Below are 16,825 nucleotides of genomic sequence, written 5' to 3' on the forward strand. Positions count from 1 at the left end.
TCAGCTACCCTTCATTTGAAATACAGCATCCTTTTCTATACTTGATTTAACAGAAAGGATGATTCGTATGAATGCTAAATGGCTATCATTTCTTACATTTCTTTTACCACTTCCATTAATCTTTTGGCAAATTACAACACAAGATCATGGATTCGCTTTTTGGAACATTGTCACCGTATCATTCGGTGCCATCGCATATAGTTACCTGTGCTTCATCTTATTCTTAAGTACACGTCCAAGATGGATTAAATATGAAGTAGCACAAAAATTCCATCGTGTTTTACCAATTCTTGCAATCGCAGCGATTCTTCTTCATAGTCAAACAGAAGACTTCGTAAACAATCCCGATGGTTTACATGATGCTAGTGGCTATGGTGAACTTTCACAAAATGTATTTCTAATTATGGGTGGATTAAGTATCTTATTCTTAGCAACAAAATGGTTACGTTATACACCTTCTATTGTACAGACATTCATGAAGATGTTCTCCTTTATTCGTTATGACTGGATGAAGTGGGTACATCACTTACAAATCTTCGGGATTATCTTTATGGCTATTCACGTAATTCTAGTGAATACCGCTTACAATACACCGATGACAGCTGTCCCTTATATTGTGTACTTCGGAGTGGCACTTGTATTCTATATCCCATTCCTACTAAAAAAATTCGCAAGACGCAATGCAACCGTAGCATCTGTTACAGCTTTAAGCTCTGTAATGTATGAATTAAAACTACACATGAACAGTAAAAAATATGCACAATTTGGACAAGTAGCATGGATTCGCATCAATGGTATGGAACATCCATTCACGATTGCAGATGTGAATGACGATGAAGTAACCATCATCTTTAAAAAGGTTGGACCATTTACAAAGAAAATGGCACAACTACAATCTGGAGATCGTCTATACATGACGAAGGGTTACGGAAAGCTACCGAAATTTGAAAAACCAACCATTTATATTGCTGGTGGTAGTGGTATTGCTGTGGGGATGAGTTATATTAAAGCTTGGTCTAAAAATCCAACACAACCATTCCATCTTTACTGGTCTGTTCGTAAAAGTAACGAGTTAGTATATGACCGCTATTTCCGTCAATTACAACAAACAATTCCAAACTTCTACTACACACCATACGTAACACAGGAAGGGTTATGTGAGCGATTAACATATAAAGACTTAGAACAAAATCTTTATTTAGAACAAGCTCAATGCTTCATCTGTGCATCAGCTAAAGCTAGCTTCGCCTTTGAAAAAATGTTACACAAAGTACAAGCAGATGATATACATGCTGAAAACTTCTAAAACACAAAAAGGCTTCGACAAATGTCGAAGCCTTTTTGTTATTTTGCATCTTTATTTGTATAGTCTAGCGTAGAGGGGTCCGTTGCTTTAAAACCTTCTGGTGTGTAGAAACGTAATAAATCTCCATTTACAATCTTATCTGAGATACTTAATTTCTCTGACACTTCAGCTTTAATTTTTTCAGCCTCTGGAATTTGATCTTCGCTTAATAATTCACCCGTTTTATTATCATAATATTTATCATCTACAAAGAAATAGTTAGGAGTAGCGAAACTACCGTTACGGAAAGCTACAATTTCTTTATGATCTTTTGATAATAAGTCTGTACCTAATTGTACATATTTCTGTGTATCAACACCTAAAAGATGTAATAACGTTGGTAAAAGGTCGATTTGACCACCGTATGTGTGATTAACGCCGCCCTTCATACCTGGAACATGAATGAATAATGGTACACGTTGTAAATTCGTATTTTCATATGGCGTAATCTCTTTATCCATAATTTGAGCCATCGCTTTGTTGTGGTTGCTTGAAATACCATAGTGGTCACCATACAGAACAACCATCGTGTTATCATCTAAGCCATCTTTCTTCATTTGTTGGAAGAATTGTTTCACTGACTCATCTAAATAACGTGCCGTTTGGAAGTAATCGTCTACACTTTGGTCACCTGTTTTTTCTTTGCCAATCGTCACAAGATCTTGATCTATTTTATATGGGAAATGGTTCCCTACTGTAATCAATTTTGTATAGAATGGTTCCGGTAATTCTTTTAGATATGGTTCAGATTGTTTAAAGAATGGCTTATCTAATAAACCATACTCAGCCATATCTTTTGGTGAGCTTGTATCATAGAAGCTTGCATCATAGAAATGATCGAAACCGAATTGCTTATAAATCACATTACGGTTCCAGAAGCTTCCGTTATTCCCGTGGAATACTGCTGATGTGTAACCTTCACCTTTTAAAATATTCGGTGCAGCTTGGTACGTATTTTGACCTTTTGTAATGTAAGCTGAACCTTGTGGTAAGCCAAATAATGAGTTTTCTAACATGAACTCTGCATCTGATGTCTTTCCTTGCCCTGTTTGGTGGAAGAAGTTATCGAAGTACAATGTCTCTTGGTCTTTCATTAACTTGTTTAAGAATGGGGTTACTTCCTCACCATCTACTTTGTAATTTAATAAGAATGTTTGGAACGACTCCAAATGTAAATAGATGACGTTCATATCTTTGGCAGCGCCAAAGTATTCTTTATTCGGTTTTGCATAGTTTGAACGCGTGTAGTTCAATACATCCGTAATATCACTACTATCAGCTAGTACACGTTCTGAAGAGGCTTGAACCGTTTCATATGTGTCATACGCTGTGTAATTATACATACCCAAGTATTTTACGATGTACGTGCGGTCGAAACCACGTGATAATAATTGTGGACGATCAATTTCAGCTAATGCTAAGTTTACAACTGAGAAACCGACTGATACAGCTAAAATTAATGTAGCATTTTTTAGCGTTCCACGTTTTTCATTCACTAACTTATGCGTTTTCTTTGAGAAACGTAAATACATTAATGCAAATACATCAATAAAGAATAGAATGTCATACCATTTTAATAACGATAGTACACTACCACCTAAATCACCAAAGTTTTGTGTTTGCGTTACAGTTGGCAACGTAATAAAATCACTGAAGAAGCGATAATATACAGCATTGGCAAATAATAAAATCGTCATCAATGTGTAGATAACAACAAGAGCAGTTAGTTTTCGTTTGTCTTTCTTAAAAAAGAAAGACAAACCGAGTAGTAACACAATAGCGCCTAGTGGATTAATAACAAGTAAAAATTGTTGCACCACACCTTTAACTTCCAAGTTAAATTGTGTGACTTGTACAATATATGTTTTAATCCATAGCACAAGTACGGCTACTAAATAAATCCCCGTAAAACGATTCATAGACGAGAATTTTTTATCTTTCAACATATTTTTTACACCTACTTCATAAAAATTAAGTTCATTTTCAATAAATCATAAGCTATAACGTTTTTGTTTGTGAAATGTTTCATAAAAGAACACTTAGCTTATTTTACAGTATTTTTCTTTGAAGTTCTAATATAAATAACTTGATTTTTACATTCACTTATTAAGTGTACACAAGTTTGGCGATCTATGTAAACTTTTATAGTCTTATTCTTATCGATTGTAACTTTTATGTAAAGAAGTCATACATCCTATTCTGTTGTTGTTTTATTGTTATTTTCCTTAAAAAAATAGAGGAGCACCAAATAAACACTTACACCTATTAGCATTTCCTTTGTCACAATTGAAATAATAAATGTGACCATACTTCCTTCATTAAAATGTGACGCCTTTGGTAAATATTTTTCTGTTCCGATATGTAAAGTCATTAAATAACTAGTTAACACAATCAATACGTATAAAGTAATACTCCCCAAGATGAGCAGAGGGTTTTTTCGTTCGTTCACTTCTAGCCAAATGGCACTAAATAGTAAAAAGAATGGACTCATTACTAAGATAAACAAAGATACCATATCTATATTATAGTATGTACACCCAAGTACAATACTAACTAAAACAATTTCTAATACAATATAAAAGTAGAATCTACCACTGATGTTCAGCATCTCTTTCTCCTTAATTTAAACGAATACGTTTTTTTATAATGTATTTTAACTATCACTTTATTATTACTTATAAAAAAATAAACATGTATATAACACTACCATTTTAACAAAGTTTGTAACATGGTATAAATTAACCCCACTTCAATAAATTCACGCTATATAAAAATACTTTTATTTCATTTTTATCCCTAAAAGAAAATATGTAATAGAAAGTATTTTAGAATCGATGCTAAAAGACTTAAACTGATTGTTTTTTTATATAAAAAGCCTTATTTTAAATTACTTTTTAAAAATATCTTTTCTTGCTTATTTTTGAGATGAGATAGTGCATCTTGAAATTTGAGTAATGAATAGATTGCTTCTAATTTTGCTAAACTTATCTCCCCTTTTATTTAAATAGGTGTAAAGTGAATCGAAAAATCGCGAAAATTAGATTTAAGAGAAAACTCAAAAAACCTTGAATAATACCTTCCCAAATCACTTCACGAATTACATTTTTTACATCTCGAAAAAAACGTTGAATTCGTCCTTCTTTTTTCCGCATAAAATCTTCCTTTTTTAGAGATAGTATAACAAAAAGCAGGTGCAAAAGAATATGCACCTGCTTCACTTAACTATTTGTATTCTTCAAATTGCTTGTCAATTTTAGAGCTTCTTCTTTTTCATCATAACAATCATATTTTTGAATTTCATGTAATAAGCGCTTAAATTCATGAATGACTTTCTTCCCCTCATACCATTCCTTCATACGATGTGACTTATCATCTTCTTTATTCGCTTCTAACTTTTAAGTACTTTACCTAATCTCATTAATGTTTCCGCCATTTTATAAATCATTTTGTCTTTTTTTCTTCATAGTTTGTCATCTATAAAACACTCCTTCTAATTTAGTGTGTAAACCCGTGTACATGTGGTTCATCATCATCGTGGAATAAGACACGTGCATGATTTAAATCTTCGATACATTGTAAGAAATCTTCTATTAAAGAGTCCGCTAGGTTTTGACCTAAATCGGCTCGACATACAAAACGTTGAATGACAATATCATCTAAATCGGCTGGTAATGGATATGCTGGAACTTGCCACCCCTTCATTTGAAGACGGTCAGCTAATTCATATAAATTCCAAGATACATCGGCATCTTCTTTCAACGTATAACAAACAATGGGCAGATTTTCGCCATCATTATACAGTTTAAAGAGTCCTGTCTCTTCAATTGCTTTTGAGATATTTATGGCTGCTTTCTGTGAATGTTTATGAATCTCACGATACCCTTCATATCCTAAACGATAGAAATTATAGAACTGGCCCACCACTTGACTCGCACTACGAGAGAAGTTAATCGCCATTGTTGGCATATTCCCTCCTAGATAGCTCACATCAAAAATTAATTCTTTTGGTAGATATTCTTGATTTCGCCATAAAATCCAGCCAACACCTGGATATACAAGCCCATATTTATGCCCTGATGTATTAATTGATACAACATTTTTCAATCTAAAATCCCATGCAAGGTCAGGATCAACGAATGGTACAAACATTGCACCACTCGCACCGTCTACATGGATAACAAGCTGATGTTCATGTGTTTCGTTGTACTTTTCAACAAGTTGATCGAGCGCCTCAATATCATCAAACTTACCTGTATACGTAATACCTAAGATACCCACAATTCCAATTGTGTACTCATCTACATAATCCATTACCTTATCTAAATTAATGCTTAAATGTTCTTCATCCATTGGTACTTCACGCATCTCAATATCCCAATAGACACAGAATTTTTCCCAACATACTTGATAACCTGAAGAAATCACAAGATTTGGTTTTTGTGCATTTAAATCAAGTCCGCATTCACGCGCAAGATTTCGCCACCGAAACTTCATTGCCATACCGCCAAGCATACAAGCTTCACTTGACCCAACAGTAGACGTTCCTTTCACTTCCTCGGTATCCGGTGCATTCCATAAATCAGCTAGTACATTCACACAACTCGTTTCTAAGCGTGCTACTTCTGGATATTCTGATTTATCAATTGCATTTTTCTCCATTGTTTCAGACATTAATTTTGTGACTTCTGGTTCCATATACGTTTGACAAAAAGTCGCTAAGTTTTGTCTTGCATTTCCTTCATCAATTAACTGATCTTTAATTAATTGATAGGCAATATGGGCACTAATTGGTTTTTTGCGTAACTTTTTCAAAACAACGTCTTTACCTGATGCTAACGAACCATACAAAGGGCTTGCATCATCTGGTAAGTGTTTTTTCTTCACGAAAGAACCTCCTTTCTAATTCAACTCTTTAAATGCTTCTTCTTTTTGTACTTTAAACATTACAGGTTCTGTTGATGCTAAAAGCTCATCGGTCATTTTCACTTTAGAAATTTGATAATTCTCATACGATGTGTAGTAATATGTGCGTGACGTGTTACACATCGTTCCGACATATTGAGAAAAGTCTTCTCGGTCATCTGCTGTGACAACAATTCCTTTTGGAATACGAACTGTTGAAAGGATATGATAGGCATTTGATACTCCCTCTGTTTCGTTCTCCGGTTGTTTAATATGTTCTTTAAAGAATGCCGCTCGAACGAATCGCTCAGGAGGCGTATAACCACCAGGTAACCCCATCGTTCCCGTTCCTTGTGAGAAAGCTCTTGCTTCATATTCACCAAATTTCACAGGAGGATATTGTTTCGGACGCACATGTAAATAGTTATGCAAATTCGAAAAATGCCATTGAATATTCGGCGTATTTGTCATAACACCAACAGGGTTCTCTGTAATTGTTAGATTTTCTGTTAGCGGTTCAATAACAACGCATCTTCCTGTACGATCTGTCACAATCCAATGCAGTGGTGTAATAGTGTTAATAAGCGGTGCCGATTTTGCTACAAGATGTACTTGATGTAATTCTTTTTCTAACTCATCAATCGTTGCAAAACGTTCAATTGCCCATGTAATAAATTCATGTGGTGCTAAATTAATTGCCCCTTCTTTACTATCTTCTGCATAATAAGCTTCACCTGGTAAATAAAGTTCAGCCATTGATAAGCCTTTTTCATTTACACCATCAGCAACAGTATAGAGACCTTCAATCTCTGTTCCTGCACCTAGTACGCCATACTTCCCAACATACTCTGTTCCATCCACTACTGACTCAAATGAATGTTCTCTTGGCAAATAAACAGGTTTTGTATCGAGTTCAAACGAAAAGTCCATCGTACGTGATAATAAATAGTTACCATCTTTTGTTACAGTAAAAATACTTGTACACACATTTACACATCCTTTACTTGTTTATGTTTCATATAGAAATGATAAAAAACAAATGGAATTGCAACAGACCTTTTTGTGCTACAAAATGAAGCCCTTCAGTAGGACTAACAATCCACGAACTTACTTGTGCAAGTACACCAATTGTTAAAAGAATGGCGGCTGCTTTTACGAAGATACTTAGCTCAGGATGTCCTGTTAAAACTAGTGTTTCAAAAGCCCGCACAACTCTTGCAATAACGAGATAAATCATAATTTTAGGGTAATTCTTCTTCGGATCATCAAGTTGTTTGATATACTGCGTTTTTGTGTCATTCCATCACTCCCGTCTATTTAAATATAAGAAAATCTATAGAAGTCCCGAATCTTCTAAAAGTTCTTCAATGAACGTATCTTTAATTTTCTTTAATTCATGCTTCGCCAACATGCCTTCTAAAATTGGAACTTTCATATCGCGAATACCTTTTTTATCATTTAAATAATAAGAGGCGCGCAGCAACATACGAATGTCATATGAAGAAGCGAATACTTCTGGTACACCGCGTTCAATATCTAAAAATGTGTAAACTGCTTCCATCGCTGTACGAACAGAATATTCTGTTGTAAATACCGTATCGCGTTCTGTTTCTGCGAAGTTACCGATGAACGCTAAGTTTTTAGATCCTTTGGGAACAACGAGTGGACGATCACCTAATGCACGTGGCATGAAGTAAGACGTAATATACGGCATGTAACATGGGACTGTATTACATGAATTACGTGCTAAATCTTCAATTTCATTCATCGGTACACCCATGTGGTATAACCATTCACATGCAATTTCCATACCTGTACATTCTGTAATTGGTTTTTTAATATAATTACCAGGTTGGTCTGAAATTAGTGCATATACCCAAACAACTAATTGGTCTTTTGGCTGTGCTTTAAAATGTGGTTGTCGATTTAATGTATAACTCATTTTCCAATTAGAGTCTCTAGCATGAACAATACCACCTGTTACAACTTTACCTGCATAGGGATCACGTTTACTAATTCTCTCAATATATGGTGCTACTTTATCATCTAATGTTGTAACGGTTGCTGATACAAACCAACTTGCTTTGGGGATATTTTTGTAGAATTTTTCAGGATATCCAAAGTCCGCATCCTGTGCAGCTAAATTTTTCCATAAGTCCCATCCACCGCTTGTTTTATGTGTTGGGGGTGCTGGTTCGTCTTGTGTTCCATATGTTGTACTATCTGTGATTGAACCATTCGTTACAAATACAAGGTCGTCTTCACTTAATTGAACGACTTGCTCTTCACCTTTTACTGTAAGGTGAAGTTCTTTTGCAACCTTCTCTAGACCACCTTTACTCATCATCACATTTTTCACTACTGTGTCATATTGGAAATGAACACCTTGTTCTTTTAAATAATTCATTAACGGTAAAACTAGCGATTCATATTGATTATATTTAGTGAATTTTAATGAGGAGAAATCTGCGAGGGCATCAATATGGTGAATAAAGCGCATGAGGTAGCGACGCATTTCCATTGCAGAGTGCCATTCTTCAAAGGCAAACATTGTGCACCAATACGTCCAGAAGTTTGATTCAAAAAACTCTTTAGAAAAAACATCTGTAATTTTTTTATTTTGTAAGTTTTCTTCTTTTTGAAGGCATAAATGTAAAATCTCTTTAACGGATTTTTCGCTTAACGTGAGTTGACCGTCTGTTGGGTAGCGTTCACCTTTTTTATGAATAATACGGCAATGAGATGAGTTTGGATCATCTTTATTCAACCAGTAGAATTCATCAAGTACAGAAGCATTCTCTACTTCAAGTGAAGGGACAGAGCGGAATAAATCCCATAAACATTCAAAATGCGCTTCCATTTCACGACCGCCACGAATAACAAATCCAGCGTCAGGACGATCAATGCCATCCAATGAACCTCCTGGTATCGAGAGTTCCTCTAAAATATGAATACGTTCTCCTGGTACCTGACCATCACGCACTAAAAATGCGGCAGCTGCTAAAGATGCTAACCCTGAACCAACTAAATAAGCGGATACGCGATCGGCTCTTTCTGGTTTTCTCGGTCGTGCAAATGCTTCATAGTTACCATTACTTCTATACATAGTTGATTCCTCCCAAATTACATGTGTAGTCTTTTTGTAAAAAAAAAACAGTCTACCAACTGCCTCTTCGAGTGACGAACAATCGGGCTGATTTTTGTCATTTAAAAACCAACCACTCTACCACAATCCGTTCCCCCTATTCCATAACTTTAACCATTTTTAGCCGGTTCAATTTTCCATATCCATTAAAAATTCACACCCTATTTAAAAGAAAAGTATTTTAGATTTTTTCATTTTAAAGAACCAAAATAAGAACCTTAAACTTCCTTTCATTTTTAGCGACAAATGATTATAATGGGGTTGTCTTGTTATAACGAGCTATAAAAGGAGTTCATTCATAATGAAAAAGATTTATAGTTTAGTTACAACCTTATTGTTACTCGCACTACTGACCGCTTGTTCGAATACAGAGACTTCGAAAGAATCTTCATCTAAGCAGCCAGTCGACCTTACTGTGTCAGCTGCCGCTAGTTTGCAGGATGCTTTAGTGGAACTTCAAAAAACATATGAGAAGGAACACACAGATGTCAACGTACAGTTCAACTTTGGTGGGTCTGGTGCTTTAAAACAACAAATTGCGCAAGGAGCACCTGTTGATGTATTCTTTTCAGCAGCTTCAGAACCATTCGATGCATTAGTACAGAGTGGTGATATTGAAAAATCCAAGCAAGTGAACTTATTAGCCAATGAATTAGTTTTAATTACACCAAAAGATACAAACAACAATATTCAGTCTTTTAAAGACTTAACAACAGCAAAAAAAATTGCACTCGGTACACCTGAATCTGTACCTGCTGGTCAATACGGTCGCGAAACGCTTGAAGCGCTAAAACTCTGGACACGTGTCGAGGACAAAATCGTCTACACAAAAGATGTACGCCAAGTCTTAACCTATGTAGAATCAGGTAATGTAAATGCTGGTCTTGTTTATGAAACAGATGCGCGTACTTCCGACAAAATTCAATTAGTTGCGACTGCTAAAAGTGATACACACCAGCCGATTATCTATCCTGTTGGCATCATTAAAGACAGTAAACACCCAAAAGAAGCACAAGCTTTTTATGATTTCTTACAAAGTGATGAAGCGATGAAAACATTCGAAAAATATGGGTTCAAAGGAGCGAAATAGTATATGAATACGGACATTTGGACGCCACTCAAGCTGTCGCTACAAGTTGCATGCATCGCGAGTATTGTCGTCCTTATTGTCGGTATTTTGCTAGGCAAATGGATGGCACATCGGCAGTTTCGCGGGAAGGTACTCTTTGAGACATTCCTTCTACTCCCACTTGTGTTACCACCTACTGTTGTCGGCTTTTTACTCATTGTCATCTTCGGAAAAAACAGTTTTGTCGGTGACGCAATTGAATGGCTCTTTCACGCACCCATTATTTTCACGTTTTGGGCAGCTGTTCTGTCCTCGATTGTCGTCGCATTCCCATTAATGTATCAATCGACAAAAACAGGTTTTGAAGGTGTCAGTCGGGATATTGAAAATGCTGCGCGTGTAGACGGTGCAAGTGAATGGAAAGTCTTGCTATTCATCTCCATTCCACTTGCTGCAAAAGCTATTATATCTGGTGGCATTTTAAGTTTTGCGCGCGCACTCGGCGAATTCGGTGCTACATTAATGTTTGCAGGGAATATTCCTGGTAAAACACAGACTGCACCACTTGCCATCTATACTGCAATTGACTCAGGGAACATGAGTGTTGCATGGACACTTGTGATTTGTATGGTAGTCATCTCATTCATCATGTTACTCTGTGTTCATCTCATTCGAGTTGATGCATAGATGAAACGTATCACTTTTTTAGCGTTTGAAACAAAAAAACTGGAACCGCGTCAAAGCGCGATTCCAGTTTTTCTTATGTTTATATACATGCATGTCCTAGACTATTTTATTTAGCCGCCACTAATCGGTGGTATAAATGCTACTTGGTCTCCTTCATTGACAATCGTTTGATCGCGCGCAAATTCTTCATTCACAGCTGTCATTACCTGTGCTAACGAGAGTAATGGATACTCTTTCTCTAACCAAGCTTTCACTTCTGCCACTGTTTTCCCTGCTAATGGCACTTCCATCTGTGCTTGCCCCATACTTTCTTGTAATTGTGCAAAGAATAAAATCGAAATCATCTTATTCTGCCGTTGCCAAAAACCTATAAAAATCTATAAGCAATGTTTATTTCCTGTTTCTTTGTATCTGCTTTTGCCGAAGCTACTCACATTTGGTATGATACTCCACAGGCGTTAATTCGGGTACAACGAACCCTACACATTAGTAGTGTCTTGTAAGTGACTAAGCTACTAATTCTCCATATTTAGCTAAATTTAACGCAGCATTCATATCTCTGTCTATCTCTAATCCACAGTCACACTTGTAAACTCTATCAGATAATTTTAAATCTGATTTAATTTGTCCACAGCACGAACATGTTTTAGAAGATGGGAAGAAACGTCCAACTTGTATAAATTCAATTCCGTATTTTTCACATTTGTATTTCAATTGACGGAGAAATTCATACATCTTTTGTTTGGCTACTGCTTTAGCTAAATGACGGTTTTTCATCATTCCAACTACATTCAAATCTTCCATCACAACTTTACAAGGTTTGGTTTTCACTATTGTATTTGTTGCTTGATGAATGTGGTTGTTTCTAATGTTAGCTAACCGTCTGTGTAGATTTCGTATTTGCTTTTCGATTTTTATAATGTTACATGTTTTGACAAATCGGTCTCCCTCCTTATTCATCTCATATTTTCGGGAAACGCTTCGCTGTAACCTACGTAAACGTTTCTCAATATTTCTCACTTCTTTTGTTTTGTTAATGTTTTTGAACACCATTTCGTTCGAGCAAATTGCTAATTCTTTAACTCCTAAATCTACTCCAATTACTTCATTCGTTAATTCTTGTTTTACTTGTTCTTGCTCTACTCCAACAGAGATATACCAATACTTTCCGTCAAAAGATACTCTAGGATTAGTATATTTCACCCCCATTGGGACTTGTTCAGAAGTTGCAACCCATCCTACTTTCTCAATTAACACCGTGTTCTTTTTTACTTTAAGTTTCACATTGTCATTATAGAAAGAAGATTTAGATTTCTTCTTAGACTTGAATCTTGGACGTTTCGCCAAACCTTTAAAGAATCTCTTATACGCATTACAAGCATCTTTAACAGCTTGCTTAGCTACATTATTTGATACTTCACTCAACCATTGGAAGTCCTCTTGTTTTTTAATTTGTGTGATTTCTTTTCTCAAAACATTGTCAGATAAGAATTTCAACCCTCGTTGATAATTTTCTTGTTGTCTAGCTAATGTCCAATTGTATACCCATCTTGCCACACCAGTAGATTTCCATAGTTGAATTTCTTGTTCTTTAGTTGGTTTAATTCGTATCTTCTTTGCTAGTATCATTCTCTTTCAACTCCTTAATTAATTTCTTAACCTTATTCGCCCGTCTCCCTTGTAATTTGCAACTAAATACAGTAACAATTTGAATTAAATCTTCGACCAACTCTTGATTATCTGTCATTGGAGTATTGTCGATAACCTCAATCTTTGTTCCGTATTTAGCAAATAAATTTTCCAAGAGTTCAAATCCGAATCGTAATAACCTATCTTTGTATAAAACTACAACCCTATCTACTTTGTAATTTAGGACTAAATCAATAACATCATTTAACCCTTTTTTGTTGTAGTTTATACCACTACCTATATCTTTCACAATCTTAAATGGATTACCTTGAGACAGTAAGTATGATTCCATGTTTTCCACTTGTCTCTGTAAATCATCCTTTTGCTTATGAGAAGATACTCGACAGTAGCCGATAGTTATTCTCGATTCTGATTCAGGAGAATGTAAACCAAGAAAATATTCAAGTTGTTGTTGAGAGTAATAACGGTGTCCAGAAGGTGCAGTATATTGAGGATTTAATTTATTTGTCTTATCCCAATTTCTTAAAGTCTGAACTGTTACTCCGATTTCTTTTGCGAATTGACCAATACTGTATTTTTTCATACATTTCATTCTCCTTTGAATTAGTGGATAATTCTATTACACCATGAAATGTATGAAAAATAAATAGTTTTTTATAGATATTTATAGATTTATTCTAACTGTTTAATTACCTCCTCTGGTCGTCCGTTTGGATACGGTACATTTTCTAGTTGGTCGCCAATCCAAGCAGTCCCGTCTTCCCAATGTTCTTTTTTCCAAATCGGAACAATTTGTTTAATACGCTCAATTGCAAATTCATTCGCTTCATAGGCAACTTTACGATGAGGCGAAGATACTGCAATCACTACTGCAATATCTGAAATTGCTAATAACCCGACACGGTGTGTAATCGCTAATCGTACATCCGGCCACTGCTCTAAAATTTCACGTTCGATTTGTTCAAACATTTTAATCGCCATTGGTGCATAGGCTTCGTATTGCAGTGACAATGTTTTTTTCCCTTTTGTCATCTCTCGAACCGTACCGATAAATAATGTAACTGCTCCTGCGTTACGATCCATCACCTTCGCACGCATCGCTTCTACATCGATTGGTTGGTCTACAATCTCAAACTTATTCTCCTGCATGTTCAAACCTCATTTCCTTACATAAAAATGCTAGATAATCCTCTTTTGCGTCAATTGAAAAAGTAGGATAGTTCGTTGGTAATTTACCTGTATAAGTCGGCCAATACAGCACACACATAATCTCATGTAACTCTGTCAATAACTCATAATCTTCTTCCATTTGTAAGATGACGATTTTTGGGTAGGAAGCATGTTTATACCCTTCAATTAAAATCAAATCAATCGGAAAATGCTGATATAAAGCAAGAATCTCCTCTAAATTCCAGTGGTCTCTTTTGGCACTTAACCGCAGAACTCCACCACCTTCTACTGCTGCCACTGCTGCACCTGCTCGTTCATGACGTGTGCTATCTTTTGAACTTTCTACATCAGGAATACCGCCATGCCCATGATGTTTGATTGTCGCTACACGTAATTCAGTCGCAGTGGCTTCTCGAATGAGTTGTTCCATCAATGTCGTCTTACCGCTATTTTGATACCCTACGACTTGGAGTATTTTTTGATATTGTCCCATGGCCACTCACTTCCCTGTAAATCTTCTAACAGTAAAACATCTACTGGCATATCTTTTTCATAACCTCTCGAACCACCCGGTAATACGATGAACGCATTCGCAGTTGCTAAAGAAGATACCGCACTTGATTTATTAAAGCCAGATGGTGTCGCTACCAATTGACCATTATTATAATGAAGCGTCGCTCGAATAAAACGCGTGAATGGATTAGCTTTCGTAAAATCTTCACCCAATATCGCTTTTTCTCTGCGTAAATGTGGTGTTGGACTGCCAAAGCTTTTTCGAATAATCGGACGGGTGAATAATTCAAATCCAACATAACAAGCCGATGGATTACCTGATAAACCATAGAGTAGCTGACCATCTAAAGCTGCAACAGTTGTTACACTCCCTGGTCGCATCGCTACTTTATTGAATAGAACAGTTGCACCAATCGCTTCATAAATCGCTGGTAAATAATCGTAATCCCCAACCGATACGCCACCTGTTGTAATTAAGATATCCACTTGTGTTAAAGCTTTTTTCACTTCTTCAATGCATACATCTAAATCATCACTAAACTGCCCGAAGTATTTCGCAGTTGCACCTGCTCGCTCAATTTGCGCCATAATCATGTACGCATTACTATTACGAATTTTACCTGCTTGAAGCGGTTCATTCGGTTCAAGTAATTCGCTACCTGTTGCAATTACACCAACAACGGGCTTTTTAAAAACAGGTACTTCCGCATAACCAAATGTCGCGAGTAATGCGATTACACCTGGATTAATAAACTGTCCTTTTTGAATTAATACTTCGCCTTTTCGAACATCTTCACCTTGATATGAAATATTCGTGCCTGCTTCATACGAACGGTTAATCGACATATACGTTTGTCCATCTCGTACTTCATCTTTTGTTAGTTCCAACATCACAACAGCATCGCAGCCTTTTGGAATCGGTGCGCCGGTCATAATACGCACTGCTTCGAATGCTTGTACTTCCTGTTCATACACAAAGCCCGCACCAATCTCACCAACTACTTTGAATGATACTGGTGTCTCTTTTGTCGCTTTTTGACTATCTACTGCTCGAATCGCAAAACCATCATAAGGAGAACGATCAAAAGAAGGGACATCTTGGTCTGCAGCAAGATTTTCTGCCAAGAAGCGTTCATTCGCCTCTATAAGTGGAACCCATTCTACTTTTTCTGTATAAGCATAGTCCATCACACGTTTAACTGCTTCTGAAACAGCAATCGGATTTCTTTTCTCTACCATATTGAACACTCCTCATCCTAGTAATTGATAATAGATTTTTTTCGCTTGTTGCGGGTCTTGTACACCATGAATGACGACGCGACCATCTTGGAATAAGACAAAGCGATATGTATCCGTTTGATACGATAATAAATACGGATTACACTGCACATTCCCTTGTTTTTCAAGTTTAGACTGTAGTGCTTGAAAATCATATTGAATCGCTTTTGGCGGACGAATTTGAACTGCATCGCGCCCACATAAAACATCTAATTTCGTTTGATTTTCGTACGCTAAATAAGGATGTGTCGCTTGTTCGCCACAGCATGGACACGCAGTATTTTGCATCTTCTCCACATTAATTTCAAAATGTTGATTTTGCCAAACATCGAATGTTTTATATTTGCGGTTCACTGCTTCTATATTCCCCGTCAATATTTTCAGTGTTTCAGCTACTTGGTATGCTGCTACAATTTGTACTGCTGGACTAATAATTCCTGCTGTATCACAAGTCATCGTTGTTTTAGGAATGACGTCAACTAAACAGTAAAAACAAGGCGTTTCGTCTGGAATAACCGTATAAGTTGCACCATAACTACTCACACATGAACCATACACCCAAGGAATTTTATATTTAGCACTAATATCATTTAAAATAAAACGAATATCAAAATTATCTGTTGCATCAATTAAGACATCTACTGTTTCAACTAAGGTTGGCAGTAATTCGCTCGTTGCATCCGCAATATGCGCTTCGATTTCTACATCCGAATTAATCGCTTGTAAACGTGATTTAGCTGCAATCACTTTCGGAAGTTTTTCAGCTGCATCTGCTTCTGTATAAAGTTGCTGTCTTTGTAAATTACTCCACTCGACATAGTCGCGGTCAATTAACGTTAATTTCCCTACACCGGCACGCGTTAATGCCTCTGCACTCGCACTTCCTAATGCGCCCACACCTACAATTAACACATGTTTTTCACTTAATAATTGTTGTCCTTTTTCACCAATTGGGCGAAATAATTCTTGTCTTGAGTAACGGTCATTCATGACGACTCGCCACCTTTCTCTTACAATTTTTGTTTGACGTTTTTATTTATAGCTTTATAATAAGATTCAAAATACG

At 36.2% G+C, this 16,825-nt stretch carries 17 protein-coding genes; 3 read left to right on the top strand and 14 right to left on the bottom strand.

Annotation, left to right across the window (positions count from 1 at the left end):
• Nucleotides 1–67 precede the first annotated feature (67 nt).
• Nucleotides 68–1,306, top strand: a complete 1,239-nt coding sequence (locus MHB75_RS11765; protein WP_340997895.1) for a hypothetical protein — start codon at nt 68–70, stop codon at nt 1,304–1,306.
• A 38-nt stretch (nt 1,307–1,344) separates the two neighbouring features.
• On the opposite strand, the gene MHB75_RS11770 is transcribed toward MHB75_RS11765, so the two are convergent.
• The 7 genes from MHB75_RS11770 to MHB75_RS11800 form a co-directional block, all read right to left on the bottom strand.
• On the bottom strand, nt 1,345–3,291 hold the full coding sequence (locus MHB75_RS11770; protein ID WP_340997897.1) for an LTA synthase family protein: 1,947 nt from the start codon (nt 3,289–3,291) through the stop codon (nt 1,345–1,347).
• A 248-nt stretch (nt 3,292–3,539) separates the two neighbouring features.
• Nucleotides 3,540–3,953, bottom strand: a complete 414-nt coding sequence (locus tag MHB75_RS11775) for a hypothetical protein (RefSeq protein ID WP_340997899.1) — start codon at nt 3,951–3,953, stop codon at nt 3,540–3,542.
• A 610-nt stretch (nt 3,954–4,563) separates the two neighbouring features.
• Entirely contained in the window at nt 4,564–4,701 is a 138-nt protein-coding gene (locus MHB75_RS11780) for a hypothetical protein (RefSeq protein ID WP_340997901.1), read from the bottom strand.
• 139 nt (nt 4,702–4,840) lie between these two features.
• Nucleotides 4,841–6,229, bottom strand: a complete 1,389-nt coding sequence (locus MHB75_RS11785) for a glutamate decarboxylase (protein WP_445667006.1) — start codon at nt 6,227–6,229, stop codon at nt 4,841–4,843.
• A gap of 15 nt (nt 6,230–6,244) precedes the next feature.
• Nucleotides 6,245–7,234, bottom strand: a complete 990-nt coding sequence (locus MHB75_RS11790; RefSeq protein WP_340997902.1) for a choloylglycine hydrolase family protein — start codon at nt 7,232–7,234, stop codon at nt 6,245–6,247.
• 28 nt (nt 7,235–7,262) lie between these two features.
• Nucleotides 7,263–7,457: a hypothetical protein gene (locus tag MHB75_RS11795; RefSeq protein ID WP_340997904.1), complete on the bottom strand. Its 195-nt coding sequence runs from the start codon at nt 7,455–7,457 to the stop codon at nt 7,263–7,265.
• A 123-nt stretch (nt 7,458–7,580) separates the two neighbouring features.
• A complete protein-coding gene (locus MHB75_RS11800) occupies nt 7,581–9,353 on the bottom strand; it encodes an oleate hydratase (protein WP_340997905.1) in 1,773 nt (590 codons plus the stop codon).
• Between the two features lie 340 nt (nt 9,354–9,693).
• Here MHB75_RS11800 and modA point away from each other — a divergent pair, with 340 nt between their 5' ends.
• On the top strand, nt 9,694–10,482 hold the full coding sequence (modA, locus tag MHB75_RS11805) for a molybdate ABC transporter substrate-binding protein (protein ID WP_141274252.1): 789 nt from the start codon (nt 9,694–9,696) through the stop codon (nt 10,480–10,482).
• 3 nt (nt 10,483–10,485) lie between these two features.
• Nucleotides 10,486–11,148 (top strand): molybdate ABC transporter permease subunit, encoded by a 663-nt coding sequence (gene modB / locus MHB75_RS11810; protein ID WP_340997907.1) that lies wholly within the window; start codon nt 10,486–10,488, stop codon nt 11,146–11,148.
• 110 nt (nt 11,149–11,258) lie between these two features.
• On the opposite strand, the gene moaD is transcribed toward modB, so the two are convergent.
• The 7 genes from moaD to MHB75_RS11845 form a co-directional block, all read right to left on the bottom strand.
• The gene (moaD, locus tag MHB75_RS11815) at nt 11,259–11,492 is read right to left on the bottom strand and encodes a molybdopterin converting factor subunit 1 (protein WP_141274253.1); all 234 of its coding nucleotides are present in this window, start codon (nt 11,490–11,492) and stop codon (nt 11,259–11,261) included.
• Nucleotides 11,493–11,655: 163 nt separating this feature from the next.
• Complete coding sequence (locus MHB75_RS11820) at nt 11,656–12,777, bottom strand: RNA-guided endonuclease InsQ/TnpB family protein (protein WP_340996986.1); 1,122 nt, start codon at nt 12,775–12,777, stop codon at nt 11,656–11,658.
• Complete coding sequence (locus tag MHB75_RS11825; protein WP_340995165.1) at nt 12,749–13,381, bottom strand: IS607 family transposase; 633 nt, start codon at nt 13,379–13,381, stop codon at nt 12,749–12,751. Before MHB75_RS11825 ends, MHB75_RS11820 begins: the two co-directional genes overlap by 29 nt.
• An 89-nt stretch (nt 13,382–13,470) precedes the next feature.
• Complete coding sequence (locus tag MHB75_RS11830; RefSeq protein WP_340997908.1) at nt 13,471–13,947, bottom strand: molybdenum cofactor biosynthesis protein MoaE; 477 nt, start codon at nt 13,945–13,947, stop codon at nt 13,471–13,473.
• The gene (gene mobB, locus MHB75_RS11835) at nt 13,934–14,461 is read right to left on the bottom strand and encodes a molybdopterin-guanine dinucleotide biosynthesis protein B (protein ID WP_340997909.1); all 528 of its coding nucleotides are present in this window, start codon (nt 14,459–14,461) and stop codon (nt 13,934–13,936) included. Before mobB ends, MHB75_RS11830 begins: the two co-directional genes overlap by 14 nt.
• Nucleotides 14,428–15,720: a molybdopterin molybdotransferase MoeA gene (locus MHB75_RS11840; protein ID WP_340997910.1), complete on the bottom strand. Its 1,293-nt coding sequence runs from the start codon at nt 15,718–15,720 to the stop codon at nt 14,428–14,430. The genes mobB and MHB75_RS11840 overlap by 34 nt, the downstream gene beginning before the upstream one ends.
• 12 nt (nt 15,721–15,732) lie before the next feature.
• Nucleotides 15,733–16,749, bottom strand: coding sequence for a MoeB/ThiF family adenylyltransferase (locus tag MHB75_RS11845; RefSeq protein WP_340997912.1), 1,017 nt, complete (start codon nt 16,747–16,749; stop codon nt 15,733–15,735).
• Nucleotides 16,750–16,825 lie beyond the last annotated feature (76 nt).

The organism is Kurthia sp. FSL E2-0154, assembly GCF_038003625.1.
Taxonomy (GTDB): domain Bacteria; phylum Bacillota; class Bacilli; order Bacillales_A; family Planococcaceae; genus Kurthia; species Kurthia gibsonii.